This is a genomic window from Adhaeribacter radiodurans (genome assembly GCF_014075995.1).
Taxonomy (GTDB): domain Bacteria; phylum Bacteroidota; class Bacteroidia; order Cytophagales; family Hymenobacteraceae; genus Adhaeribacter; species Adhaeribacter radiodurans.
In genome coordinates this window covers 5,627,629-5,650,349 of record NZ_CP055153.1, presented here as the reverse complement: position 1 = coordinate 5,650,349, position 22,721 = coordinate 5,627,629, and the positions used below count along the sequence as shown (strand labels likewise).

General features: G+C 41.0%; 22 protein-coding genes and 1 tRNA gene. 11 read left to right on the top strand and 12 right to left on the bottom strand.

Annotated features, from left to right (window positions below):
* Positions 1-151 precede the first annotated feature (151 nt).
* Positions 152-1,309 (bottom strand): DUF2652 domain-containing protein, encoded by a 1,158-nt coding sequence (locus HUW48_RS22530; protein WP_182413074.1) that lies wholly within the window; start codon positions 1,307-1,309, stop codon positions 152-154.
* A gap of 264 nt (positions 1,310-1,573) precedes the next feature.
* Between HUW48_RS22530 and HUW48_RS22525 the strand changes: the two genes are divergently transcribed.
* The 3 genes from HUW48_RS22525 to HUW48_RS22515 all read left to right on the top strand — a co-directional run bounded on the left by HUW48_RS22525 (position 1,574) and on the right by HUW48_RS22515 (position 3,722).
* A tRNA-Arg gene (locus HUW48_RS22525) sits at positions 1,574-1,645 on the top strand.
* 261 nt (positions 1,646-1,906) lie between these two features.
* Complete coding sequence (locus tag HUW48_RS27085; RefSeq protein WP_317173807.1) at positions 1,907-2,071, top strand: ATP-binding domain-containing protein; 165 nt, start codon at positions 1,907-1,909, stop codon at positions 2,069-2,071.
* A 313-nt stretch (positions 2,072-2,384) separates the two neighbouring features.
* The gene (locus HUW48_RS22515) at positions 2,385-3,722 is read left to right on the top strand and encodes an APC family permease (protein ID WP_182413073.1); all 1,338 of its coding nucleotides are present in this window, start codon (positions 2,385-2,387) and stop codon (positions 3,720-3,722) included.
* 178 nt (positions 3,723-3,900) lie between these two features.
* Here the strand turns inward: HUW48_RS22515 and HUW48_RS22510 are convergent, their stop codons facing one another.
* Positions 3,901-4,389 (bottom strand): GNAT family N-acetyltransferase, encoded by a 489-nt coding sequence (locus tag HUW48_RS22510; protein WP_182413072.1) that lies wholly within the window; start codon positions 4,387-4,389, stop codon positions 3,901-3,903.
* A gap of 120 nt (positions 4,390-4,509) precedes the next feature.
* Here HUW48_RS22510 and HUW48_RS22505 point away from each other — a divergent pair, with 120 nt between their 5' ends.
* The 5 genes from HUW48_RS22505 to HUW48_RS22485 all read left to right on the top strand — a co-directional run bounded on the left by HUW48_RS22505 (position 4,510) and on the right by HUW48_RS22485 (position 8,588).
* Positions 4,510-5,094 (top strand): Crp/Fnr family transcriptional regulator, encoded by a 585-nt coding sequence (locus HUW48_RS22505; protein WP_182413071.1) that lies wholly within the window; start codon positions 4,510-4,512, stop codon positions 5,092-5,094.
* A 76-nt stretch (positions 5,095-5,170) separates the two neighbouring features.
* Positions 5,171-5,818, top strand: coding sequence for a PorP/SprF family type IX secretion system membrane protein (locus HUW48_RS22500; protein WP_182413070.1), 648 nt, complete (start codon positions 5,171-5,173; stop codon positions 5,816-5,818).
* A 23-nt stretch (positions 5,819-5,841) separates the two neighbouring features.
* Positions 5,842-6,939 carry a serine hydrolase domain-containing protein gene (locus HUW48_RS22495; RefSeq protein ID WP_182413069.1) on the top strand — a complete coding sequence of 366 codons (1,098 nt, stop codon included), beginning with the start codon at positions 5,842-5,844 and terminating at the stop codon, positions 6,937-6,939.
* Positions 6,940-7,085: 146 nt separating this feature from the next.
* Positions 7,086-8,123, top strand: a complete 1,038-nt coding sequence (locus tag HUW48_RS22490) for a ligand-binding sensor domain-containing protein (protein ID WP_182413068.1) — start codon at positions 7,086-7,088, stop codon at positions 8,121-8,123.
* A gap of 303 nt (positions 8,124-8,426) precedes the next feature.
* Complete coding sequence (locus HUW48_RS22485) at positions 8,427-8,588, top strand: hypothetical protein (protein ID WP_182413067.1); 162 nt, start codon at positions 8,427-8,429, stop codon at positions 8,586-8,588.
* A 58-nt stretch (positions 8,589-8,646) separates the two neighbouring features.
* Here HUW48_RS22485 and HUW48_RS22480 read toward each other — a convergent pair whose 3' ends face one another.
* The 4 genes from HUW48_RS22480 to HUW48_RS22465 form a co-directional block, all read right to left on the bottom strand.
* Entirely contained in the window at positions 8,647-9,129 is a 483-nt protein-coding gene (locus HUW48_RS22480) for a GNAT family N-acetyltransferase (RefSeq protein ID WP_182413066.1), read from the bottom strand.
* Positions 9,130-9,531: 402 nt separating this feature from the next.
* Positions 9,532-10,263, bottom strand: a complete 732-nt coding sequence (locus HUW48_RS22475; protein ID WP_182413065.1) for a hypothetical protein — start codon at positions 10,261-10,263, stop codon at positions 9,532-9,534.
* A gap of 187 nt (positions 10,264-10,450) precedes the next feature.
* Positions 10,451-11,233: an SPFH domain-containing protein gene (locus tag HUW48_RS22470; protein WP_182413064.1), complete on the bottom strand. Its 783-nt coding sequence runs from the start codon at positions 11,231-11,233 to the stop codon at positions 10,451-10,453.
* Positions 11,234-11,493: 260 nt separating this feature from the next.
* Positions 11,494-11,814 (bottom strand): cupin domain-containing protein, encoded by a 321-nt coding sequence (locus HUW48_RS22465; protein WP_220463959.1) that lies wholly within the window; start codon positions 11,812-11,814, stop codon positions 11,494-11,496.
* A 682-nt stretch (positions 11,815-12,496) separates the two neighbouring features.
* Between HUW48_RS22465 and HUW48_RS22460 the strand changes: the two genes are divergently transcribed.
* Positions 12,497-14,554, top strand: a complete 2,058-nt coding sequence (locus tag HUW48_RS22460; protein WP_182413062.1) for an amidohydrolase family protein — start codon at positions 12,497-12,499, stop codon at positions 14,552-14,554.
* Positions 14,555-14,815: 261 nt separating this feature from the next.
* Here the strand turns inward: HUW48_RS22460 and HUW48_RS22455 are convergent, their stop codons facing one another.
* The gene (locus tag HUW48_RS22455; protein ID WP_182413061.1) at positions 14,816-15,520 is read right to left on the bottom strand and encodes a YetF domain-containing protein; all 705 of its coding nucleotides are present in this window, start codon (positions 15,518-15,520) and stop codon (positions 14,816-14,818) included.
* 175 nt (positions 15,521-15,695) lie between these two features.
* On the opposite strand from HUW48_RS22455, the gene HUW48_RS22450 reads away from it, so the two are divergent.
* Positions 15,696-16,337 carry a DsrE family protein gene (locus HUW48_RS22450; protein WP_182413060.1) on the top strand — a complete coding sequence of 214 codons (642 nt, stop codon included), beginning with the start codon at positions 15,696-15,698 and terminating at the stop codon, positions 16,335-16,337.
* 274 nt (positions 16,338-16,611) lie between these two features.
* On the opposite strand, the gene HUW48_RS22445 is transcribed toward HUW48_RS22450, so the two are convergent.
* From HUW48_RS22445 to HUW48_RS27385, 3 genes are all read right to left on the bottom strand, one after another.
* The gene (locus HUW48_RS22445; protein ID WP_182413059.1) at positions 16,612-17,070 is read right to left on the bottom strand and encodes a molybdopterin oxidoreductase; all 459 of its coding nucleotides are present in this window, start codon (positions 17,068-17,070) and stop codon (positions 16,612-16,614) included.
* 11 nt (positions 17,071-17,081) lie between these two features.
* Entirely contained in the window at positions 17,082-19,451 is a 2,370-nt protein-coding gene (locus tag HUW48_RS22440) for a molybdopterin oxidoreductase family protein (protein WP_182413058.1), read from the bottom strand.
* 144 nt (positions 19,452-19,595) lie between these two features.
* Positions 19,596-19,727 (bottom strand): hypothetical protein, encoded by a 132-nt coding sequence (locus HUW48_RS27385; protein WP_262891468.1) that lies wholly within the window; start codon positions 19,725-19,727, stop codon positions 19,596-19,598.
* A gap of 564 nt (positions 19,728-20,291) precedes the next feature.
* On the opposite strand from HUW48_RS27385, the gene HUW48_RS22435 reads away from it, so the two are divergent.
* Entirely contained in the window at positions 20,292-21,491 is a 1,200-nt protein-coding gene (locus HUW48_RS22435; protein ID WP_182413057.1) for a GAF domain-containing sensor histidine kinase, read from the top strand.
* A 176-nt stretch (positions 21,492-21,667) separates the two neighbouring features.
* On the opposite strand, the gene HUW48_RS22430 is transcribed toward HUW48_RS22435, so the two are convergent.
* Entirely contained in the window at positions 21,668-22,066 is a 399-nt protein-coding gene (locus HUW48_RS22430; RefSeq protein WP_182413056.1) for a helix-turn-helix domain-containing protein, read from the bottom strand.
* Positions 22,067-22,245: 179 nt separating this feature from the next.
* Positions 22,246-22,659: an ester cyclase gene (locus tag HUW48_RS22425; protein ID WP_182413055.1), complete on the bottom strand. Its 414-nt coding sequence runs from the start codon at positions 22,657-22,659 to the stop codon at positions 22,246-22,248.
* Positions 22,660-22,721: the final 62 nt, after the last annotated feature.

Sequence of the window (22,721 nt, the reverse complement as noted above, 5' to 3'; positions counted from 1 at the left end):
AAGTTTAAATATTCATTTACGAATGATTGAAAAGTCGGACATGTGTAAGGCTTATTCGATTGAAGAGCCGCGCAGTTTAGTAATTTTAATCTATGTAGAAGTCTACTATCTACTATCTTGATACTTGGGGCTCTCTACATATAGGCAGCTATTAACGAGGGTTTTGCTGGTACATTTTTTCGCAGAGGCTTTTTAAGTTTAACAGCGATTTACCCAGGAAAAGCCTCATCCGGCGACGCATGTAAAAGTAAAAGAAACGGTTTTTTACTACCCGGCTGTAATGGAATTTGATAGAAAGATAGGTATGCTCTGCATCAACTACGGTCAGGTAAAAAAACAAAAGTGCGTTGGGGAATACCCGAAAATTGTAAATCTTTTCTACGTATTCAATGTGGTCTTCGCCGATAAAACTTTGTACCGTTTGAATGTCAATCTGGCCGCGGTTCAGGTTGCATTTATACGCCATGCCCATGCGGTTAGCCTTAGTTGTATCGTAATACACGTTGGTCATACCTTTCATCCAGGAAGGTTTCAACCGGAAATTACTAATAATCCGCAGTATGTAACGGGCCGGAGCCTTAATGGTAACACTACTGGCAAATGTGTTGGGGTATCTTTTACTACCATCCAGGCTGCGGTGATTGGTAACCAATAAACGTAGGGGAGTAAGATAAGCGTATTGGTACCGGATTTCGCCGAGGTGCTCGTAATGGGTGGAACCAGTTCGTAACTGGGTCCAGCTACTAAAGCTCTGCCGAATGGCTTCTTCGGTTTGCGTTTTTAAAAATCCCTCTGACAGCAGTACGTATTCATCGCTCTCCACATTGTTTTTTAACAACCGGTGCGCAATAATTACATCTTTCCCCATCAGTTTTATATGGTTGCGGATTAAGGTAACACTCAACTGCCCATAATGCACCACTACTTTTAACGTGAGATTACTGCCTGATAAAGACGCACTGAGCGAAGAGCCCCGGTCGCGCTCTACAATTCTGAGGTAATTCTGGAAGTCGAGAAAAATTTGCTTGCACTGGTTTATTACTTCCTGAATAGAAGGAGGTGGCCCCGGTCGGTAAAATAGAACCGCATCTCCCTGAATTTCGCTAAGTTTCATATCCAGAATATTAGCCTCGATAATAATTTCGAGTAAATCAGCGATAAGCGTGCGGCTCTGCGCAATGCCGGCTTCATTCACAAACTTGGTAAAACCGCTAATATCCGGAATAAAAATCAGGGCAGGCTGGGTATCGTCATCATCAATGTAAGCTTCCGGCGCTTGAGCAGTACTTCTTTTATCTAACAAAGCCATCTTGTATCGTTCGTATCAGGCAATTAAATTTTTATATAAGGTGGCCGGATAAACGGTGAGCCTGCCGGCGGGCCAGTTAAAGTAAATTAATTTATTCTTAAATCTGTTGGCAACCAACGAAACGGTTAGAAATGCTTTAACTAACTTTCGTCTATTACACGGAGGCAAGGGAATAAGGGTTTCTTAACCGGGGTATTTTATCCCATTTATCCGGGTTTGTATAACGCAATATTTCCGCTAAATTTGCAGCTTACCAACTTATTAGGTCTCATAGTTCAACGGATAGAATAGAAGTTTCCTAAACTTTTGATCCCAGTTCGATTCTGGGTGAGACCACTTCGAACCTCTCTAAAGTAAGTAATGAGGTTTTTTTGTTTTATTCGGAATTATATCGGACACCAATTTTGCGTAAGTAAATTCTTATAGATTTAAATTTGGGCTTGGACCAGATATAATTGAAACTGCCTAAAAGAATGTCCACTTCCAGGCAGAGCGTATTTTTCAACCTTTAGAGTAGATAAGAAAAGAATTATTAACTTTAAACATGACGTACACTCCCCAAAAGAGCATATGCTGGAGCTAGATTTAGCCTAGGTCATTACCATTCATAAATCTCAGGGCAGTGAATTTGAAACAATCATTCCCTTAGTTATCCAACACTTTGGCATGTTATTCCGGAATCTGGTTTATACCGGTATTACCTGGGCCAAAAAGTTAGTGGTATTGGTGGGTACCCGCAAAGCCTTAGCTATGGCCGTTTAAAAACAAAATACTGCCACCCGGCAAATGGCCCTTATCTACTTTCTCCAGGCAAGGGGGGAAGAGTAGCTATTTATACCAGAGTAAACGGGTTAATTTATTATATTACTGGTTATAGAGGATAACTTTACAAATAAGAGTGATTGGATCAACCACTTAAGGGAGCATTGCCTTTTCCGGTAAGAGTATTAACGTCGATTTCTTCCCGAATACTTGCCCTAAAATAAAACATTGGTTCTATTTAGCAGTTACTATGCCAGCCAGACCTTCCATAAAGCTTTCTGGTTTTAGAAGAAAGGCCAACTACCTATTTTTTATGCAACATACTACGGCGAGTAGCTTTCCAACGAAAGAAGGATTAAAAAGAGAAATAGGCCTTTGGGGGCTGACAGCTAATATTATCAATGTGGTCATTGGCTCTGGCATCTTTGTTTTGCCCGCCATAGTTAGCCAGGGGCTGGGGGCAACTGGCATATTGGCCTACCTGTTTTGTGGCTTTCACATCACAATTATCATGCTTTGCTTTGCCGAGGTAGGCAGTAAAGTAACCCTGACGGGAGGAGCTTACGCTTACATTGAAGCTGCCTTCGGTAAATACTTGGGCTTTCTCACCACCAACCTCTTTATTTTTGGAGCTTCTTTAATGGCCACGGCCGCGGTAGCTAATGCGTTAGCCGATACTTTATCTTACTTGCTTCCCGTCTTCGAGGATCAACTATTTAGAGCCGGTTTTTTTATAGTTCTGTTTGCTGGGCTAACCCTGGTTAATGTAATGGGGGTAAAGCAAGGCATCAACCTGGTAAAGCTAACAACTATCGCTAAACTGACACCCTTGCTGCTCTTAGTGCTCTGGGGATCCACCCAAATTGCGGTGCAGAACCTGAAATGGGAGAAAGTACCCTCCCTATCTGATTTTGGTAGTGTTTCCCTGATTCTTTTTTTCGCTTTTCAAGGTGCCGAAAATAGTTTAAGCGTCAGTGGGGAAGTTCACCACCCGCGCAAAACTATCCCGAAAGCAATCTTGCTGAGTTTATTGGTTATTCTGTTGCTTTATATAGCCGTGCAAGTGGTTGCCCAGGGAATTCTAGGCGACTCCTTTCCTGATTATAAAGCGGCCCCTTTAGCGGAGGTAGCCCAAAGAATAATGGGCCCTTTCGGCGTAACCTTAATGATCATTGGAGCCTCTATTTCCATGTTTGGTTATTTAAGCGGTGACATCTTGAATATGCCGCGGGTATTATTCCGTTCGGCTAAAGACGGGGTGATTCCCATCAGAGCTTTAGCGCTTATTCATCCTAAATTTGCCACGCCTTATGTTTCGGTGATTGCCTTCACCACTTTAGGCTGTGTTCTGGCTATTACGGGGGAGTTCAAACAGTTAGCGATATTATCTTCCTCTTCGGTGCTGCTGATTTATTTAGGGGTTGCTTTAGCGGTAATCAAGTTAAGAATCAAGCAGAAGGCAGACGCCGCTTCCTTTAGAATTCCTGGGGGATATACGGTGCCCCTTCTGGCCGTGGTCACGATTCTTGTTTTCTTGTCTAACCTGACCCAATCAGAAATGATAGGCATGCTGATTACCTTGGTCGTATTAAGTATATTGTTCTATCTACTAAAGTATTTACAAACGCACCGTTTTAAAATTGGAAGTTAAAAAAAACGACCGAACTCTTGATTATGCGTTAAGTTGTTTTACATAACGGTACTTATAGTACCTGACCGGAAGAGAAGGAGGAGATAGGCAGATATCAAGAAAAAGAGGTGCTCGGTCGTAATTAAAAGTAAGCCTATAATAGCTTATCTGGAAACTTTTTGGGCCTTCATTTTACTTTTTATATTACTTGATTCAGATTTTTAAACATTTTATAATTTACAATTTCAACTCCTTTAATAAGATTATTTTGTTCTTGAATGACTTGAAAACCTTTTCTTTCAAACAGACCCTTTGCTGTTTTACTTACATTAGAAGTCAATTTAGGGGAGTTTAATTTAATTGCTTTATTTTCTAAGGCATTCAGCAACTGGTCGGCAATTCCTTGTCTTTGAAAATCTTTATGAATAAACAAAAGATCAATATAGCTGCCATTCTCTAAGGTACCATAGCCGACAATCTTAGACCCCTTCTGTGCTACAATAACGTATTGGTTCTCGAAAATAGCCAGCCATCGTTGCTTATTCTTAACTCCAGCAGCCCAAACCTGAAGTTGTTTCTTATTATAGTCCTTCGTACAAATTGTGGTGATGGTGTCCACGTACAACTGTTGCATTTCAGCTAAGTCATCCAATTTTCCTGATCTTAGTGTCAATACTTCTGTTTGCATTTTACGCTCTAGTTTTAAGATTTAACCTATTATTTCCTATATTAACCCTACCACTTAGTATGGTTTTATAAATAGAATAACGCTTTTGTATATTAAGTTTTTTGCCGTAAAAGTATCAGGATGACTCCAAAAGACCTATTGTTATTTAATCAGACCATTCAGAAGTATTCAGAAGTTTCTTCCTCTTCCTTCAATATTCTGGCAGATCATTGCCAGCTAGAAAGGCTAGGTCGCTTTGAACATCTCATTCAAGAGCGGACAAGAAATGATTTTGAGTACTTTTTAATCCAAGGGATAGCCCATCGGTATAATGTTACGGAAGCCGGTGAGTTAATTACTACCGGGTTTTATATGCCGCAAACGGCAATTACTCCTAATTTTGCCAGAACCAATAATGGAGTTAGTTTATTTGCTGTTCAGGCCCTTACCGACATTATATTAATTAAAATTAGAGTTACTGACCTGGACACCCTCCGGAATACATATATCGACTTGAGATTATTTGGTCAGCGAGTAGTAGAGCAACAGTTGGCTGCCATTTTGAGGTTGGAAATGGCCTTCCGAAGTATGACGGCAAAGGAAAGGTTAGCCCTATTGCGAAAAGAATATGTTAATGTTGAGAACTTCATTCCTCATACTATAATTGCTTCTTTCTTAGGCGTTACACCGGTTTCTTTTAGTCGCTTGCGCAGCGAAATAGGCTAATTTGTATTTCTTATCATTTGATAATCAGGCTTACCTAATTCCGGGAGACCTTTGCTTCATACAAATTATATCAACTATGAAGCAATTAGCCATCATCACCACTATTCTGTTTTTAGCAGTAGGAACTGTTAAAAGCCAGCAAAGATCTCCAGCAGCTATCGGGTTGTATGCCTCTTTCGGGCTGCGGGAAGTAAATGCAACTAACTTTTTCATCAACACCGTAGAGAATCCCTCTTCCGCTTATACCATTGGTGCCGGTTATTCCTGGCGGAAAAATCGACTGCTTATAGGTACAGAATTTCACTTCGCCAATAAGCACCAGGAAAATAGCACTACTATCACCCACCACGCCGGATTTAATTCTGCCTTCCTGGCAGGATACAAATTAGGACAGCTAAAGGAATGGTCCTTTTACCCTATTCTTGGGGTAGGTGTTACCCAAAACAAGCTGCTGTTTTCCAGCAAGAGCAATGAGGTAACGCCACTAGGGCAAAGTAGTATTTATGCCCAGCATGCGATGATTCTTTCACCGGCCTTAAGTGTAGAAAAAATTAATGCGAAAGGAATGTTAATGGGATTCAGTATTGGTTACAGTGCCGCTATAAACGGGAAACAAGGATGGGAACAAGAAGGGAGTAGTTATAAAACCCCGTTTCATAACCAACCCGGCGGGTTCTTTATCCAGGTGAAAACTGGTGGGCTCATTCGATTAGAGAAGAAATAGTGAAAACGTTATTAATATTATTTATGGTAACTATAACTACCTGTGTCCCCGACTCCTGCCAAAATGCGGATCAAGTTTTAGTTAAAGAACTGATAAACGCCAATGCACCTTCCGTTCAATATATGGTTTTTAATCAAAATATGGTCCTCTATCATTTTCAACAGGGATTAGCCAATATAAAAGACCACGAAATTGTGCGGGATGAAACCACGTTTAACGCTTATTCTCTTACTAAAACATTTACCGCCCTCGCCGTCCTTCAGTTAGTTGAACAAGGTAAAGTAGATTTGGAAGCATCGGTTAGTACCTATTTGCCTGATTGCCCTTATCCAGCAGAAATTACCATCAAGCATTTGTTAACCCATACTTCCGGCATAGCGGATCCCATTCCGCTTAGTTGGGTTCATTTGGTGGAAGAAGACAGCACCTTCAATGAAAAAAAGTTTTTTAAAACAGTATTTGAAAAAAACCGAACATTGAAATTTAAGCCCGGAGAAAAGTTTAAATACAGCAACTTAGGTTACGTCCTTTTGGGTCAGGTGATCGCGGCAGTATCGGGAATTTCTTATGAGAAATACATTACTCAAAATATTATAAGTAAATTAAATTTACCACCCGGTGCTTTAGGCTTTCAGATTTATGATACTCGGAATCATGCTACCGGCTACCATAAAAAATGGAGTTTTTCTAATTTGCTGCTTTCCTGTTTTATTAATAAAAGTAAATTTATGGGTAAAGCCGAAAACTCCTGGCAACCCTTCAAATTTCTTTATGTGAATGGGAAAGCCTATGGCGGGCTTATCGGAACAACAAACGGCCTGGTTAAATACTTGCAGGAATTCTTGAAGCCGGAAACCAGACTTATTTCTCAAGCTAATAAACGACTGTTACTAACGGAAACGAAAACAGCTAACGATAAAAACACTGGTATGTGCTTAGCCTGGTTTACCGGGGAGTTAAATGGTACCCGGTACTATACGCATGCCGGAGGGGGAGGGGGTTTCTACCTTGAAATGAGAATTTACCCGGAAAAAGGGATTGGTAGTTTAATAGTTTTTAACCGATCCGGAATGTCCGATGAGCGCTTTCTCAATCAAGTAGATAAATTTTTTGTGCAGTAAAATAATTAAGGATAGGCAAATTGCCTAGGCATAGTGGACCATACTTAGTAATTAATCCCCAAAACATTATTTAAAATGATGGTATTTACCAAGGATAATGCTGCTGTAACGCCCCACCTTTACGGCGTACTTAAATGCAAATCATCATGCAAACAAAAGTCTTACGCATGAAAGGACAAGTAATCCGACTAGCTAGTATGTGTTTGGTATTAGTTATGATTTTTACAACTGGTTGTAAGAAAGAGGAAATAGATAAAGACAATCCGGATGGTCCCAATGAAGAAGAACCGGAATGGATTCGTTTTCATACAGCTAATTCTACGCTGCCCGATAATCAGGTAAATGCCCTGGCCATTGATTTAAACGATGTAAAATGGGTGGGTACGGCGAACGGACTCGTCCGGATTAGTGGAGAAGAGTGGACCGTCTTTAACACTAGTAATTCTCCCTTGCCTTCTTCCTTTATTCAGTCCCTGGTAGTAACCCAAAATGGTACCGCCTGGATCGGTACCAATAAAGGATTAGTCCGCTATGATCAGACGGGGTGGATAGTATATGATACTGCCAACAGTGTGTTACCCGATAACGCTATTATGTGCCTGGCGCACGATAACAAACAGAACATTATCTGGGTAGGTACCGCTAAAGGTTTGATTAAGATAGATGAGAATAAGAATTGGCAGCTTTACGATGCCTTAGAAGACGATTTAATTCTTTCTATGGCGGTAGATCAAAACGGAGCACTTTGGCTGGGCATGTTTAATCACTTTGCTTTTCGCGGAAGCATCCGCCAGTTTGCCGGAGAACAATGGTCTACCTTCCATCTTGATCAAATGGGTTATCCTTCTACCTTCCCGTATGCCCTAACGGTGGATCAGAACAATATGGTAGTAGCAGTTTTAACGGGCACTTCGGTGAAATCTGTCATTCGCCACAGCAATAATGGCTGGCAGGAAGTACCAGGTCCGGTAGAAGCAACAGGGTTAAAGACCATTCTGCTGGAAAAGGATGAAATCTGGGTGGGTGGCAATGCTTTATATCTTTTTGGCAACTCTACTTCCTTGTTTTTAACTATTCCAGGAGTAAGTTCGGGCATCTTATCGATGGCCTTGGATAGTAAAGGAAGAAAATGGCTAGGTACTACTAATGGGGGGTTAGCCGGTTATAAATCAACTTCGCAATAATAGCTCTCAGCTAAATATTGGCTTTTTAAGCTAAGGGTAACTAGCCCGATCTACTAATAAAAATATAATTGGTTAAATACCTATCAGCTGTACATCCTTTTGTACGGAAAGGAACACGTGCGCCTAATCGATTCTTGCAAATCACCTTTTAAATACAACTATTTAAATTAACTACTACAGTGAAGAAAACAATTTTAACCTTAGGATTAGTATCCGGCTTTTTGTTTACGGATTCCGCCCAATCAATAGAAGGTTTAGGCTGAAGAATCAAAGATAAAGCCAGCACCCGAATTAATACGAAGATTGATAAAGCCTTGGATATGGACTTCAGAGCGAAACGAAGAGGATAATCCGATTGCCTTCAAGATTATTCAATTACCCAGCGATACTTATGCCGCTTTCGGAAGTTTTCCTATCGGCTATAACCCGGTTCATCTACCTCTTCGATTCGTGAAAGACAAATAAGAGCTTTTAATTTTAATAACAACAAAGGCAGCGGCATTAACTCTGCTGCCTTTGTTGTTTATGTAAGTCTACTATATTTCTGAAAGTAGTGTCGATTAGTACGTTCACTTAAATCTATTTTCATGTGCTGGTGGGGAATACCTACTTCTTCGAAGGACTCATCATAAATTACAAATCCTAAGTTTAAATAAAATTGTACGGCGGTTTCCCGAGCATGACAAGTAACTTCAGTAATGCCTTTAGATTGACAGAAATCTAATAATTCATTGACTAGCAACTTGCCTATTCCTTTTCCCTGCTGGTTACTTTCCACCGCCATTTGCATTAATTGTGTCTTCTTGCCTTCTTTGTCAAGCGGTACTAATACGATACATCCAATAACACGGCCTTTCTCAACGGCTATAAAGTGCCAGGATTTTTTGTCATGCATTTCCCACGCATGATCGGGCAAACCAACGGGCTGAAGCAATATTCTATTTCTTAATTGCCGTTCAGATTGGTATAAAGGATCGTTTGTATTGATTAAATGAACTGAAATCATTGCTTGAATTTATTTATTTAGCTATTTATTTGAAGGTTCGAGTTAATGTATTTAAACTAAAGATAATAATTCAGTAAAATGGCCTTATTGTATTCTATATTTTGTTAGAATCTAGTCTTTATGTTATCAGGGCTTGTAAACCATTCCAAAGCGATCTTCTCCGTTTGTTTTATAAAAAGGTCTTTAGCTATAATTTCTTTTTTAATTAGATAAAGAGTTGGCCACTTTGTTTGGTATGTTTCCAGGGTAATTTTCATTAACGGTCTAACACAAAAAAGCAGCAGCTTAAGCGTTTGACACTTAAGCTGTTCCATGCAATTAAATAATGCTAATACATTATTTTTAAATCAATGTATTAAAGTTTTTACGCTGTATCGTTCTTTATAGGTGTCTCTTGCTAAATTAGAATTCTGGAATACTCACCAAAGCTTTAATAAGAACTCCTCCTCCGGGTAATTCACTTTTTTGTTTTACAAAATGTCGGCTTTTCGTATCAAACCAGAATATCGTAGTGCCATATTCTGGTTTGTTGTAGTTTGTTATTATTTTAAAACATTTAAATTTTTGTCCATTGGAGGTGGTAACTTCTTCCACGCCATCTACCTTAAAAGTATACCAATCCGGTACTCCGGAACCCGGATGATAAAAGTTTAAGACGGCAATGTAATTTTCCCTCCACGGCAACATTTGAAAAAGCTCCGCATCGGTTTCAAAGTTGTAAGTAGGAGCATAAAGACGGAGAGGAGTCTTTCCTTCACCGTTAACTTTTATTAAAACGGTAGTATCTAAAAACGTAAACTCTTCTTTTAGTAACTCCGTTGCTCGTTCATGATGAATAGGGGAAAAAGAAGGCAAGTGAAAGGTGGATGTAATAGTTTTACGTTTGGAAGAATCAAACGATTCCAAAGCTTGAGAAATGCGCACTGTTTTGGTTTTAGCAATAAATTCAGTAGTACGGGTCCAAAGGTCTACCTTTATTCGCTTTCCATCTTGAAGAACATAACGCACATATTGTTTTACTCCTGGTCGCAATTGCTTTATATTTAACTGATCTCCCACCCGGATAGTATCCACTGATTGGGCAATAGTTGGAAGGCTCACGCAAAAAGCTAATAGAAAAATATAAATTTTCATGTTAAAATTATTTCAAAAATTAAAGCAAGTTGGTACTGGTGAATAGGTACTTTATTATTGCTTTTAACCTGAAACAAATTTCTATCAACTCTTTTATAGATTTATTATCAAATGATAACAAATAAAATTTTGTCTAATCCGTAAATTGATGGTCAACGTTTTTTAGAACGGGTCAGTCCGGTTTTCCTTAGGGAACATTCTTAAACATCACCGGGGAACTGCCATATAAAGGGGTATGCCCATCCCACTTTTCAATAAACTGCTGCTGGATCAGTAAGGGAGTTAAGGCGGATTGTTTTAACTCATTGGCTTTCTTCTCGGCTTCGGCCTGGATGATTAACTTCTTGGCTTGCGCTTCGGCTACCTTTAACTCATTTTCGACCTGCATGGCTTCCTGCACGGCTTTGTTCTTGGCATCAATCGCCCGTACAATGGCCTCCGGATACTGGAGTCCACTGGTTAATTGTTCCAGTTTAAAGCCGTCTGCTTCTAAGGTGGTAGCTAAGGTGGATTGGACATCGGCTTCAAATTTTTGCCGGTTACTGATGAGCTCATCCGTCGAATACTTATTCATTTGATTGCGAAAAGCATCTTTGACGTAATTGTAAAGCGTCGTCTTAGTTATCTCTTCAATCCGTTTGCGGTATTTAGAGAATATATGCGGGGATTTACCCGGAGTAACGGCAAAGGAAATGGTTGGGTCCACGGTAAAGACCGAGCCATCTTTGGCATTCACATTAAAGGCTTCGTAATCGGCGGTTTGAATAAAAATGGGAAACTCATACACGTTTTCCGATAAAGGGTTATAGAAGACGCGTCCGGTCACTAAGGAGACATCCTGAACGCCTTTATCGGAACCGTATTGTTTAACTAAAATCCCTTCGTGCCCGGCATCGATGCGGGTACAACTAAAGGTTAAACCGGTAATTACCAGAGCAATTAAAATAATTGCGGAAAATATTTTGGTCATAAAGCAAGGCAGTTAGGAAAGATTATACAGGGCTTGAATATACTAGAATAAATAGAAAGTTAATTTAAGCCTGAAAAAAACCTCAAGAAGCGGTTTAAGTAAGCGTTATTTGCCCGATAATCGCGATTAGGATAAACGTATTTTCGAAGGCGGAGAGCTTTAACCTTGCTTTTGCCAAGGTTAAGTTAAGGCCCTTGTTAGGGCGAGTTTTTCTTTACCTTCATCGCCTTGGTTGTAGTTATCGTTACAGAAGAAGTTTATTAGCTAAACTCTGCCATTTTTTTAGCAATATGGTTCATGACTTCTTTGAGTTCTGCCTCGGGACTAAAATCAATTAACTTTGTATCCTGTTCCACCACGGCCGTATGTCCAGGCTGCATGTAGAATACATCGCCGGTGGTTAATAATTCTTCGGAGCCATCATCATATTTCATTCGCACGGCCCCTTCGAGTACATAGCCCCAATGGGGACATTGACAACTATTATTTTTTAATCCTTGGAAGAGGGGAGCCAGGTCCGTGCCAGCGGGCATTTGGTTAAAAGCCACCGTCATGCCGCCGTAACCGGGAAGTCCTCTCATGATGGTTCCCGGCGCTTGCATGGTTACGGGGATGTCTTCTTTGTTGATTTTCATACGGTAATAGGTTAAGGATAATTAAAGATACCAGCCAAAGGGTTCAGCATTCCTGCGGGAGGAAAAAGAAGAGTCAAGTACGGGTAATGTTATCTGGAATGCTACTCAGGCTTTAAAAAGCAAGCCCTTGTTATTTGATTAAATTCTAATGGAAGGCTCAACAACCAAAAGGGAGCTATTATTATTTAAATTCCTGCCCAAGTTAGGAGCTATATACGCCCGGACAGTGATTATTACTTTATCTAAAATAAATTAAACAACAGGAAAATGCAATTAAACAATAAATTTTTTTAATAGAGAGAGTTCTAAAAAGCACTAAAAGTACTATTCCGCTAGGATAGGTTAATCCTATTAACGATTACTATTTTAAAAACGAGGCTCTTTCTAAATTTCTTAATATTTAAGTAAGGGGAAAGAATTGAATCCGTAATGACGGCAGTGGCTATAACACCTTGCTCTTCTTTTTATAGCGAATGCCGTCTTACAAACTAAAAATGTAGTTTTGTTTAGGAGATGTTCAACTTATCTAGCTTCCAATAAAAAGGATATAAGTTGATTATTAATAAAATAGTCAAGCTACATATTAAATTTATTAGGTACATTCCATAATAATTATAATTATAATAATATGAAATACATCTCCTTAATATTCCTGGTGCTGCTTCTTTTCGTTTGTCCTGCTATACGGGCGCAAACAACAGCAAAAGTAAATAATAAAGCTTCTCAGTCCGTAACTAAAAAAGAGGAGTTATTTTCCGTAATAATGGGTGGAGCTAAAGTAGGTCATTTAAAGGTTACTACTACGGGCAACGCTCTTACGGTCGATTACGACTATAAAAATAACGGGCGCGGACCAACCATCAAAGAAACCATCATACTAAATGCGCAAGGCTTTCCTATTCAATGGGATATTGCTGGCAATACCACCTTCGGTAATAGCGTTACGGAACACTTTCAGCGGCAAGGTCAGCAGGCAAGTTGGACCGATGCCACTGGACAAGGTAGCGCAACTGTAAATAATTCTGCACTTTATATAGATCAATTTGGTAGTCCTTATTCATTGGCTATCTCGGCGCGGGCACTTTTAAAAGAAGCCAGCCTAGCCTTACCAGCCCTACCGGGCGGACAATTGCAGCTTAAAGAAATGGAAACCATTCAAGCGAACTCCGCTTCTGGTAAAATAATCTTAAAAACCTACGCTTTATCCGGAGCAGACTTAAACCCTACTTATTTCATTTTAGATGAGGAGCAAAATTTTTTCGCCTATATTTTGCCCGAGTTTATAGTTATACGTGCCGGTTTCGAGAGCGAAGAAAAAAGCCTGCGTCAGTTGGCCGAGAAATATTCAGCCGAGCGCTTTGAAAAATTGCAAGCCCAATTGGCGCACAAATACAAGGGCAACCTTAGGATCCGTAATGTTCGCATATTTGATCCCAAAACGCAGGCTTTGACTAAATTAGCTTCGGTACTGGTTAGTGGCAATAAAATTAAAAGTATTGATGCACCCAATGTAAAAGCGGGAGAAAAGGAAACAGAAATTGATGGGAGAGGCGGGACATTAATAGCCGGACTGTACGAAATGCACGGCCATGTAGGAGACAACGATGCCCTTCTAAACATTGCGGCAGGGGTCACCTCGGTCCGCGACATGGGCAACAACAACGAGGTGCTCGAGACTCTCATTCAAAAAATTGAAAGTGGCATTCTGGCCGGTCCGCGCATTACGCGTTTAGGTTTTATCGAAGGTAAAAGCCCTTTTAGCGCCAACAATGGCATTCTGGTGGAGAATGAACAACAAGCACTGGAAGCGGTGGCAACTTACGCCAGGAAAGGTTTCTATGGCATTAAACTGTATAATAGTATGAACGGGGATTGGGCGCCCGCTATCGTGAAGAAAGCCCATGAACTAAACATGCCCGTCACCGGCCATGTTCCGGCATTTTCTAATGCAAACGCTATGTTGCGAGCAGGCTTTGATGAAATGACCCACATTAACCAGGTAATGCTAGGCTGGGTACTTGAACCTAAGGAAGATACCCGCACTTTATTGCGATTAACTGCTTTAAAACGCCTCCCTAACCTGGATTTAAACGGTGTCCGGGTTAAAGAAACCCTGGATTTAATGGTAAAAAACAAGGTAGCCATTGATCCTACCCTGGCGATTCATGAGGTTCTGTTACTGTCCCGTAATGGAAAGACCCAAGCTGGTACCTTGGATTATATTGAGAACATGCCCGCCAATGTGCAGCGTGGTGCTAAAGTGGCCATGGCCAACATTGCCAGCGAAGAGGAAGACAAAGCCTATCGATTAGCATTTGATAAAATTGTAGCGACCTTAAAAATGATGAAGGAGCGTGGCCTTTTAATTATTCCTGGCACGGATATGGGCGGCGAATTCAAACTGCATCGCGAATTGGAATTATACCAACAATTAGGTTACACTCCCGGGGAATTATTGAAACTTGGCAGCTACGATATGGCTAAATATCTGGGTCATAAAGATCGGGGTTCCATAGAACCAGGCATGTTAGCCGATTTCTTTCTTGTTCCAAAGGATCCAACTAAAGACCTGAAGGCAATAAAAACCATTTCCATGGTATCTAGGGGTGGTGTGATTTATTTCCCAAGTGAAATATACCCCGCATTTGGCATCAAGCCATTTATTGAAAAGCCAGCAGTCAAGTAAGTCTACGGTCAATATCTTTTAGGACAAGTCAGTTAACCAAGTGTCTCAGGAAACAACGGAAAAAAGGGCAAGAAAAGACCTATTTGGATTAGGTCTTTTTTGCCGGATAATCCTTCTCATAAAGCCATCTTAAGAATGAACCAAATTTTTGATTTCTGAGATCTCTTTTTAAGAGATTCTGCGAGTGCAATTTTTGTTATCCGTCTTCTAAGGGCCTCCGTTGTAGAACTATTTCCTGCCTGAGCTTGGTATCTGCCATTGCTAAGTAATGCGCTTGGCCCGACACACTTCTAGCCAGAGCTCCTGCTGACATTTCGGGCAAGAATGTTTGGGAATAGGTTGAAGTTCCTTTATATGACCACAACTCTTACAAGCATACCAGCCACTCACTGGTATCTCCTGGCGTGCTTGGGCTAAGACTTCCGGGAAGATGGGTAAACCCGGTTTCATCGCGGATTCCTCGAAAAAGTACAGACTGATTTCCCCGGTTGATTCCAGGTATACTTTTCGTACCTGTCCCAAATGTTCCACTTGATATTGCCGCATTTCGCCAAAGAACTCCCGATAAGTTAACTTTTGACTTTTAAAAGCGCTTAAGTTAATTTCTCCGTCTTCTAAAATGCAAGTAGCTTTTCCTTCCAACCAGGTTTCTACCCGTTCGCTTTGTTCGGTCCAGGAGTTAAACAAAACATATAAAGAAAGGATCACGGCAAAGACAGCCACAGCATGCATAATCGGGACATCTTCGTAAAACATGGGATCGCCGGCGGCAGAACCCAAAGCTAAAATAATACTAAACTCAAACAAGGAAAGCTGTTTGATGCCCCGCTTCCCCATAATGCGCAGAGTGAGTAAAATTAATAAGTACATGAGTACACTCCGGAAAAGGACCTCGCCGAGGAAAGTAACGGGTGCTTCTTCCCCCAACCAGATGCGGGACCAATCAAAAGGAACAGTTTCTTTCATAAGCGACATCTCTACTACTGGATTACTGAAAGTTTACACAATTGGGCGATAAAAGCAATGGCTTTTGCCAATTAAAACCCCTTAAAATTAGGCTTCTGTACCGTCCGCTGGTTCAGGTTATTTTTTATACCCTAGATTGGAGTATCTTTATCATTCCACCCATCAATCCAGCGACATGAAAAAACTATTACTAATGGCACCTGTCCTCCTCCTAATTACCACCTTTGCCCAGGCGCAATCCGCCGCCAATGCTCCTGTAACTTCAACTGCTCGCCCTACGGAGTCCCGGTTTCAAGCCTTCCGCACTTTTGTAGCTTCTCGGGCTGTTTATCCGCTGATCAAAAGCAGCAAGTATTCCGGGGTGGTACCCGTAGAAAAGGTAAATGAAAAGCCCGACACGAACCTAAAGTATAAATTATTAATGGATATATCGACAGGGATAAAAGATAATGCCGCGGCTAAAGAAATAAACGACGGTCTGGCCGAAGTAGCCCGCGCCATTAATACGCATATTGCCGCTGGGGTTCCGAAAAATAACCTGGAGGTGGTAGTGGTGGTTCATGGCGGGGCTTTGAAATCCTTCTATAATAGTGCCCTATATAAAGAAAAGTACCAGATAGATAACCCCAATACGGTCTTGTTTCAAGAACTACAAGCCTTAGGGGTAAAGTTTACGGCTTGTGGGCAGTCTATGGCTTTTCAAAATATCACGCAAGAGCAGTTAGTGCCTTGGTTAAAAACGGCTTTATCGGCCCAAATTCCTATCTCTACTTATCAGCTTAAAGGCTACGTTTACAAAAAAATAGAAACCGAATAGTATGCTTTTTTATTCGAAGAAAGTTGTTTTGATACTAAAATAAAGGGAATTATGTGCTTATCAATGGCATTACAGATTTGCTTTTGCGCTCCAATTGACTGCTGATATGCCCTCTACCTTTTTCTGTACAGGGATTGTTTTACAAAGGGTTTTCTATTTTTACCGGCGCTATTTCAGGAACTAAGGAGTATTTTCTTTGGAGCTAAAAAGCCTCTTAGAATACGGCTAAGAGGCTTTTTGTTTATTAAAAGATATTTCAAACTTCAATTAAATATTATTCTGCCACTATAAGCGTTTGTGGGGCGGCAGATTTTATTCGGGTTAAAAGCCAGGATAATTGTCTTTCGGTTTCTTTGCTCAATCTTTGGCAAGTAGCATCTAACTCTTTATCCCGCAAGCCAGTCGCCGCCTGTTTTAAAATTATCCAGCAAAGATCTACTTCGCAAACTAACAGATAAAGATCATGTAAATCGCGTAGTAAGGCCAGGCTTCCGGTTCGGGTCTTTTCGAAAATGGTCTTTTTTAACCGCTCAGGTTCTTTGCTTTTTTCTTCCGAATATTTTTGAACAAAAGGTAATAAGGCGTCAATGTGGGCGTCAGACCAGGAAGCAAGCAACTGGCAGGTTTGATAAACATCTACTTCGTCGCCGTGTTCTTTGGCCACTTGGCGAAAAGCCTCGGCTAATTCCTTTTCACTTTGGTGTACCAGTCCTAAATAATTTCCGATATGCATGTTATACCTACTTAAGAGTTAAGCTTTTCCTTTACTGTCTCGAGTACTTCTTCTACGGCGTGGGCTGCTTTATAAAAAAAGTTGCCATCTGCTTTTTTAATTCGTACCGCCGAATATTTAAAGTGGGGCTGTTTACTTACCGGGTCCCATTCTGTAAGGGTTAATTCATTGGCAGCACGGGGGCGGTCTGACTTATCCCAATAACCATAATGAAATGGAATAAAAAGAGTACCAGGCTCGATATCGCCAATCTTAGCTGGTTCCATTACTTTTCCCCTCCGGGAGGTTACTTCTACCATATCTCCTTCTGCAATACCGTATTTAGCGGCATCTTCTTCCGATATCTGGACAAAACCATCCGGGGCAGCCGCCTGTAGCTCTTTCGATCTGCCTGTTTTTGTGCGGGTATGGAAATGATAAACCAGCCGGCCGGTGGTGAGCCATAAGGGATATTCGGCATCTGGCACTTCATGCGGCGGCTGGTAATCTACCCCTTTAATAAAGGCTTTTCCTTTGGGATCTATGGCCTTGTACTCTTTTGGAGTGGTTGCTGCCCCAGTAACCAGGTCATGGCCAAAAGTTTCACAATAATCGTAATCTGTGTTAAACTTGCCATTGGTATATAAATGCGGGGTGCCGTCCGGAAATTGTTCATTGCAAGGCCATTGAATGCCACTACCCTGGCTAAGTTTCGCATAACTCAAGCCTGTATAATCGCAAGGCCGTCCTCGGGTACATTCCTTCCAGGCTTCAAAGGTTTCTTCGGGCGTATTCCATTTTATTAACGGATTTCCGTCTTTGTCTTTAAAACCCATACGCCGGGAATAATCGAGAAAAATATCTAAATCAGATTTTGCTTCTCCGGGTGGCTCTATCGCTTTGTGGGAAATATGAACCGTACGGTCTACATTAGTAAAACAACCGGTTTTTTCGCCCCATATAGCCGCTGGTAATACTACATCTGCCCGGATAGATGTTTCTGTCATAAAAGCATCCTGAACTATTACAAACAGATCTTTCTTTTCCAGTATTTTTCGGATACGGGATAACTGAGGCATGGAAACGGCCGGATTGGTACCGCTGATCCAGAGCATTTTAATAGAGCCTGTTTCGGCAAACCGCCAAATCTGCATCGCATGGGTGGGCGGGGACCAATGCGGAATTTGATCCGGATCCACATTCCATAAATCTGCTAATTGCTGAACATGTTCTTTATTGCCCCAATTTCGAAAGGCCGGAAGGTCTCCATCTGCGCCGCATTCCCGGGTATTCTGGGCGGTAGGTTGGCCGTTCATCTGGTAAATGCCGCAGCCTGGTTTGCCGATTAATCCTCTGATTAAATGAATATTATTTACCTGAACCGCAGCAGCAGTGGCCTGCATGGATTGATAAACGCCCTGTAGGACAGTAGATACCAATGTTTTGGTGTTTCCTAATATTTCTGCCGCCGCCCGCAACTTATCCACGGGAACTCCAGATACTTCTGCTACGCGTTCCGGGGGCCATTTCGAAACAATTTCTTTTAGTTCTTCAAAGCCTACCGTGGAAGCTTGAATAAAGTTAGTATCAATGTTACCGGCCTGAATAATTAAATAAAGCAATCCATTAAGTACCGGAATGTTTGTACCAAGCTTAGGAGCCAAATGTACCGTTGCCTGCTGGGCAGTAAAAGTTTCCCGGGGATCCAGCACAACAAGTTTAGGCGGGTTCTCGCCGGCCAGCCGATCCAGAATCCGCATCCATAAAACAGTTTGCTGGGAAGCAATATTATGGCCCACGTGGAAGATAGCCTCGGCAGAATCCAGGTCGGTATAAGAACCGGGCTGCCCATCAGAGCCAAAAGAAACTTTTAAAGCCGCCGCCGAAGTAGCCGTGCACAGGCGGGTATTACCATCCATGTGCGGTGTTCCTAATCCTGCTTTTCCTAAAACTCCTAAAGTATAATACTCTTCCAGGAAAAGCTGGCCGGACGTATAAAAGCCTATGCCCAGACTAGTATGTTTTTCTATAATCTCTTTCGACCGCTCCACAATGAGGTTCATGGCTTCTTCCCAGGTGGTTTCTTCCAGCTTTCCGTTTTTCCGGATCAGGGGTTTAGTTAAGCGGTCTTTACTCTCGTTGGCAACCCAGCCATGTAAGCCTTTCGGACCAAGCCGTCCCCGATTAACCGCATCTACTGCGCGCCCGCGAACGCCAACTATTTTTCCGTTTTTTACTCCAATATCCATTCCGCAACCCGTCGAACAAAGTACGCAGGCTGATTGTACCCAGTGGTCGGGTTCTTCTGATATTTGTTCATCTACCCTTACGGGCCATTGCGTATGATAATATGGTGTTCTTTCTCCCCAGATGTCTTCAATACTGTCGCGGGTTTGTTTCATCGTTAAACATTTTATGAATGGGAAAATGTCGGTTATTAGACCAAGTAAATTATAAAATCACCTTCTGTTATACGAAAAAGTAATTCTGTTGCTACGTACGGGGGCAGTACTTATTTACTCCGGTGTGAATAGAGTTCCTCAGGGTTAATCTGCTTCTACAAATCTCCACCCTATGGCTTCACCGTTATCGTATTGTTTCCGGAAGAGAACATTAAAGTAGGGCATTGATATGGCCATCTCGGGATCGTTAAGATGAAATTGTTGGATCTCTTCCATGGTGAGAACAACCTGAACATAGATTTCCTCTTCGCTGTATTCGGCCGGGTGGGGAAGGCGCGGCTCCGCAGCTTGGATTAAAAAGGCTATTAACGGATTTCTAGGACTCATAAAGAAATGACTTATAGGAATAAAATTACTTTTTGCCCGATTTTACTTTTGTTCCAGCACTCTAAAAATTGTTTATAAACTGGAAAAATGCAAGAACTACAGCACTTTAGTAAATTTTGTTGGCTTTAGCTTGCTGGCAGAAAGGTTGTTTTTACCTTTTGGTTCGGGTAAAATAAAAAGTTGCCTCTACTTTAACTCCTAGCCTTTTTCATAATAAATCAAGTGTAAAATAGTTATTTAATAAAAAGCTACCAAAAATATTACTCCGAAGAAAGCACATCTCCTTCGGCTGAAAAAAGTAAATGAAGAGCAAAACAAATGGTTCTTGATTAGGTTAACGCAAAAAAGCACGCTATTGGGGTTTAAATAACCGGACGGGTTATTACATAAAACTTGGACTAAACCTAATGAATGAAGAATGTAAGAACTATTACGTAATTATATAAGCTTATAATGCAAAGTAAATTTCCGGTTCCCCTGAATGAATCTGAACGAATTAAAAACCTGGCCGGATTTGATTTAGATTACATTAATTTAGAAGATAAATTTTCTGATTTTACGTATCTGGCTTCTCAAGTAGCTGGTACCCCTATTTCTTTGATTAATTTGATTGATCCGCTTGTGCAATGGTCCATTGCCCGTCAGGGACTTCCATTGAAACAGTTGCCCCGGGAGGATTCGGTTTGCCAATATACTATTACTCAGCCAGATTACTTAGAAATTAACGATTTAACCGCCGACGAGAGGTTCTTAAATAAATCACTCCTTACCAATTATCCTGATTTACGCTATTACCTGGGCGTTCCGCTTAAAACCCAGGAAGGGTATAATGTAGGCTCCTTATGTGTTCTGGATACGAAAGTAAACGCTTTAGCCCCCGAAAAGATAGAGTTGCTGCAAATTATTGCGGCCGAAATAGTTAATCGGTTGCAAGCCATGCGCACCATTAACACATTGCAGCACCAATTAACAGAAGCCAACCAACTACCGAAAAAGTTAGTGCACGACGTGCAAGGGCCCATTCGGGCAATTCAGGCTTTGTGCCAGGTGGTGCTCGATGAAGGGTATCAAAATTCAGTGGCTACTACTTTAGAAGCGTTGGGGATGATTCAAAAAAGCAGTCAATCACTTATAGAACTGGCCGAGGAAATCTTAACTTCTTCCAGAAAGGCAGATGCCACGCCCGAATGGCAGATTACTCTGGTCCAATTAAAAGAAAAGCTCGAAAAATTACATCGCCTTCAGGCCCAAAATAAAAACGTTAGTTTTCAGGTAAATCTTAACCCGGCCGTAAGTCATATTCCTTTTTCTAAAAACAAATTATTACAAATATTAGGAAATTTAATTAGTAACGCCATTAAGTTTACCCCGACTCAAGGCCGGGTTAGTGTGTTTTTGGATTTGCTGAAAGGAGAAACTAATAATACCCTGCACCTGGTAGTAGAAGATAGCGGTGTTGGCTTAGACGAAGAAACCATTACGCAAATTCTTCAGCAAACAGCTACCTCAACCAAGGGCACAAGTGGGGAACAAGGATTTGGTTTAGGTTTGCCTTTAGTAGCCAACCTGGTTCAAGAGTTAGAAGGAACCTTGCAAATTCACTCTCAACCCGGTGCCGGTACCACTTTTGAGATTTACCTGCCCCAGGATTGATTGTTACCCATAATTACTTTAAAACCGTTTTCATCATGGTGCAGAGGCAGATTTAAGAATTGCTCCGAAATAGAAGAATAGTTGCTCATTGTTTTACAATTTTAAATAGCTCAGTAAAAACTTTGTCGGTGCAAAATTGAAAATAAGGAGCGGGAAAAAATGGTGAGGTATTCAGATTAAATGGTGAGGTTTTCCGCTTTTTCGCGTACCACTTCTTCCCGGAACTGTTTTGGGGTTTGCCCGGTGTAGCGTTTAAAGAATTTAGTAAAATTGGAGGGATCGTAGGTGAGCAAAGTGGCTATTTGGGCTATGCTCATTTTGTTTTCCGAGAGCATTTGTTTGGCAGCTGCCAGTATTCTTTCTTCAAAATAAAAGCATGGGTGTTTGCCGGTGGTTAATTTTACGGTATTGGTCAGGTGCCTGGGGTGGATGTGTAAGAGGTTGGCAAACTCTTTTATCTCAAACATGGTTTCCACGCGTCCGGTAGCCACGTCCAGAATATGTTTATCTAATTCTTTTAAAAACTCCGTCCTGATTTGCCGCTGTCGCACTGAAATTTTTGGAAGAGCTTCCATGTCTATGTGGTTTATGTAAGACTTCTTGCCTCCAACGGTTCAAGGCTTTGCGATGGGGTGGCTTTCCGTGTTGCGTTAGGCTAAATTTATTACTAATGTTCAATAGTATTTTAATCATTCGGTACTTATGCGTCAGCCACCATATTGCAAAACCGATTTAGTAAATAGTTTTTGTCTTATCATCCTTTTTTAAGTTCTATAATTACAGTCTGTAGGGTGTTAATACCCCAATGCTCCAGGTATTTTCCGTCTTTCAGCCTTACTATGTCAATTACGTCAATTTTAATTCGTTTGCCCGTAGGCTCTATTCCCATAAGAACACCTTTGTGGGTTCCAATAATTGCTTTTCGTGTTGTTACTTTATCGTTCTCTGCAATTTGATCATAGATTTCCACTTTCAAGTCTGGGAAGGCAGGTTTCAAAATATTGTTGAAAGTGTTCCACATACCGTCTGCTCTATTAGCGGTTGGCGGTGCGGTTTGGTTTATAAAATCATTGTCCATAATGGCATTGAACGTTTCCCAATTACATTGTTCAATCACTTCCCTGTTGAATTGCCTTACAACTGCTTTGTTTTTTTCTAAAATGTCCATTAGAAATAGTTCTCTTTGCTTTGTTGTCTGAAGTTTTAAAATTATGTCTACAAATATAATTA

Bases quoted from the DNA above. Each gene is read 5' to 3' on its own strand.
- HUW48_RS22425 (WP_182413055.1), bottom strand. From the start codon at position 22,659: ATGGACATTTTAGAAAAAAACAAAGCAGTTGTAAGGCAATTCAACAGG.
- HUW48_RS22510 (WP_182413072.1), bottom strand. From the start codon at position 4,389: ATGCAAACAGAAGTATTGACACTAAGATCAGGAAAATTGGATGACTTA.
- HUW48_RS22490 (WP_182413068.1), top strand. From the start codon at position 7,086: ATGCAAACAAAAGTCTTACGCATGAAAGGACAAGTAATCCGACTAGCT.
- HUW48_RS22460 (WP_182413062.1), top strand. From the start codon at position 12,497: ATGAAATACATCTCCTTAATATTCCTGGTGCTGCTTCTTTTCGTTTGT.
- HUW48_RS22455 (WP_182413061.1), bottom strand. From the start codon at position 15,520: ATGAAAGAAACTGTTCCTTTTGATTGGTCCCGCATCTGGTTGGGGGAA.
- HUW48_RS22470 (WP_182413064.1), bottom strand. From the start codon at position 11,233: ATGACCAAAATATTTTCCGCAATTATTTTAATTGCTCTGGTAATTACC.
- HUW48_RS22430 (WP_182413056.1), bottom strand. From the start codon at position 22,066: ATGGAAGCTCTTCCAAAAATTTCAGTGCGACAGCGGCAAATCAGGACG.
- HUW48_RS22450 (WP_182413060.1), top strand. From the start codon at position 15,696: ATGAAAAAACTATTACTAATGGCACCTGTCCTCCTCCTAATTACCACC.
- HUW48_RS22475 (WP_182413065.1), bottom strand. From the start codon at position 10,263: ATGAAAATTTATATTTTTCTATTAGCTTTTTGCGTGAGCCTTCCAACT.
- HUW48_RS22505 (WP_182413071.1), top strand. From the start codon at position 4,510: ATGACTCCAAAAGACCTATTGTTATTTAATCAGACCATTCAGAAGTAT.
- HUW48_RS22500 (WP_182413070.1), top strand. From the start codon at position 5,171: ATGAAGCAATTAGCCATCATCACCACTATTCTGTTTTTAGCAGTAGGA.
- HUW48_RS22445 (WP_182413059.1), bottom strand. From the start codon at position 17,070: ATGCATATCGGAAATTATTTAGGACTGGTACACCAAAGTGAAAAGGAA.
- HUW48_RS22480 (WP_182413066.1), bottom strand. From the start codon at position 9,129: ATGATTTCAGTTCATTTAATCAATACAAACGATCCTTTATACCAATCT.
- HUW48_RS22495 (WP_182413069.1), top strand. From the start codon at position 5,842: ATGGTAACTATAACTACCTGTGTCCCCGACTCCTGCCAAAATGCGGAT.
- HUW48_RS22515 (WP_182413073.1), top strand. From the start codon at position 2,385: ATGCAACATACTACGGCGAGTAGCTTTCCAACGAAAGAAGGATTAAAA.
- HUW48_RS22465 (WP_220463959.1), bottom strand. From the start codon at position 11,814: ATGAGAGGACTTCCCGGTTACGGCGGCATGACGGTGGCTTTTAACCAA.
- HUW48_RS27385 (WP_262891468.1), bottom strand. From the start codon at position 19,727: ATGGAAGAGATCCAACAATTTCATCTTAACGATCCCGAGATGGCCATA.
- HUW48_RS22435 (WP_182413057.1), top strand. From the start codon at position 20,292: ATGCAAAGTAAATTTCCGGTTCCCCTGAATGAATCTGAACGAATTAAA.
- HUW48_RS22440 (WP_182413058.1), bottom strand. From the start codon at position 19,451: ATGAAACAAACCCGCGACAGTATTGAAGACATCTGGGGAGAAAGAACA.
- HUW48_RS22530 (WP_182413074.1), bottom strand. From the start codon at position 1,309: ATGGCTTTGTTAGATAAAAGAAGTACTGCTCAAGCGCCGGAAGCTTAC.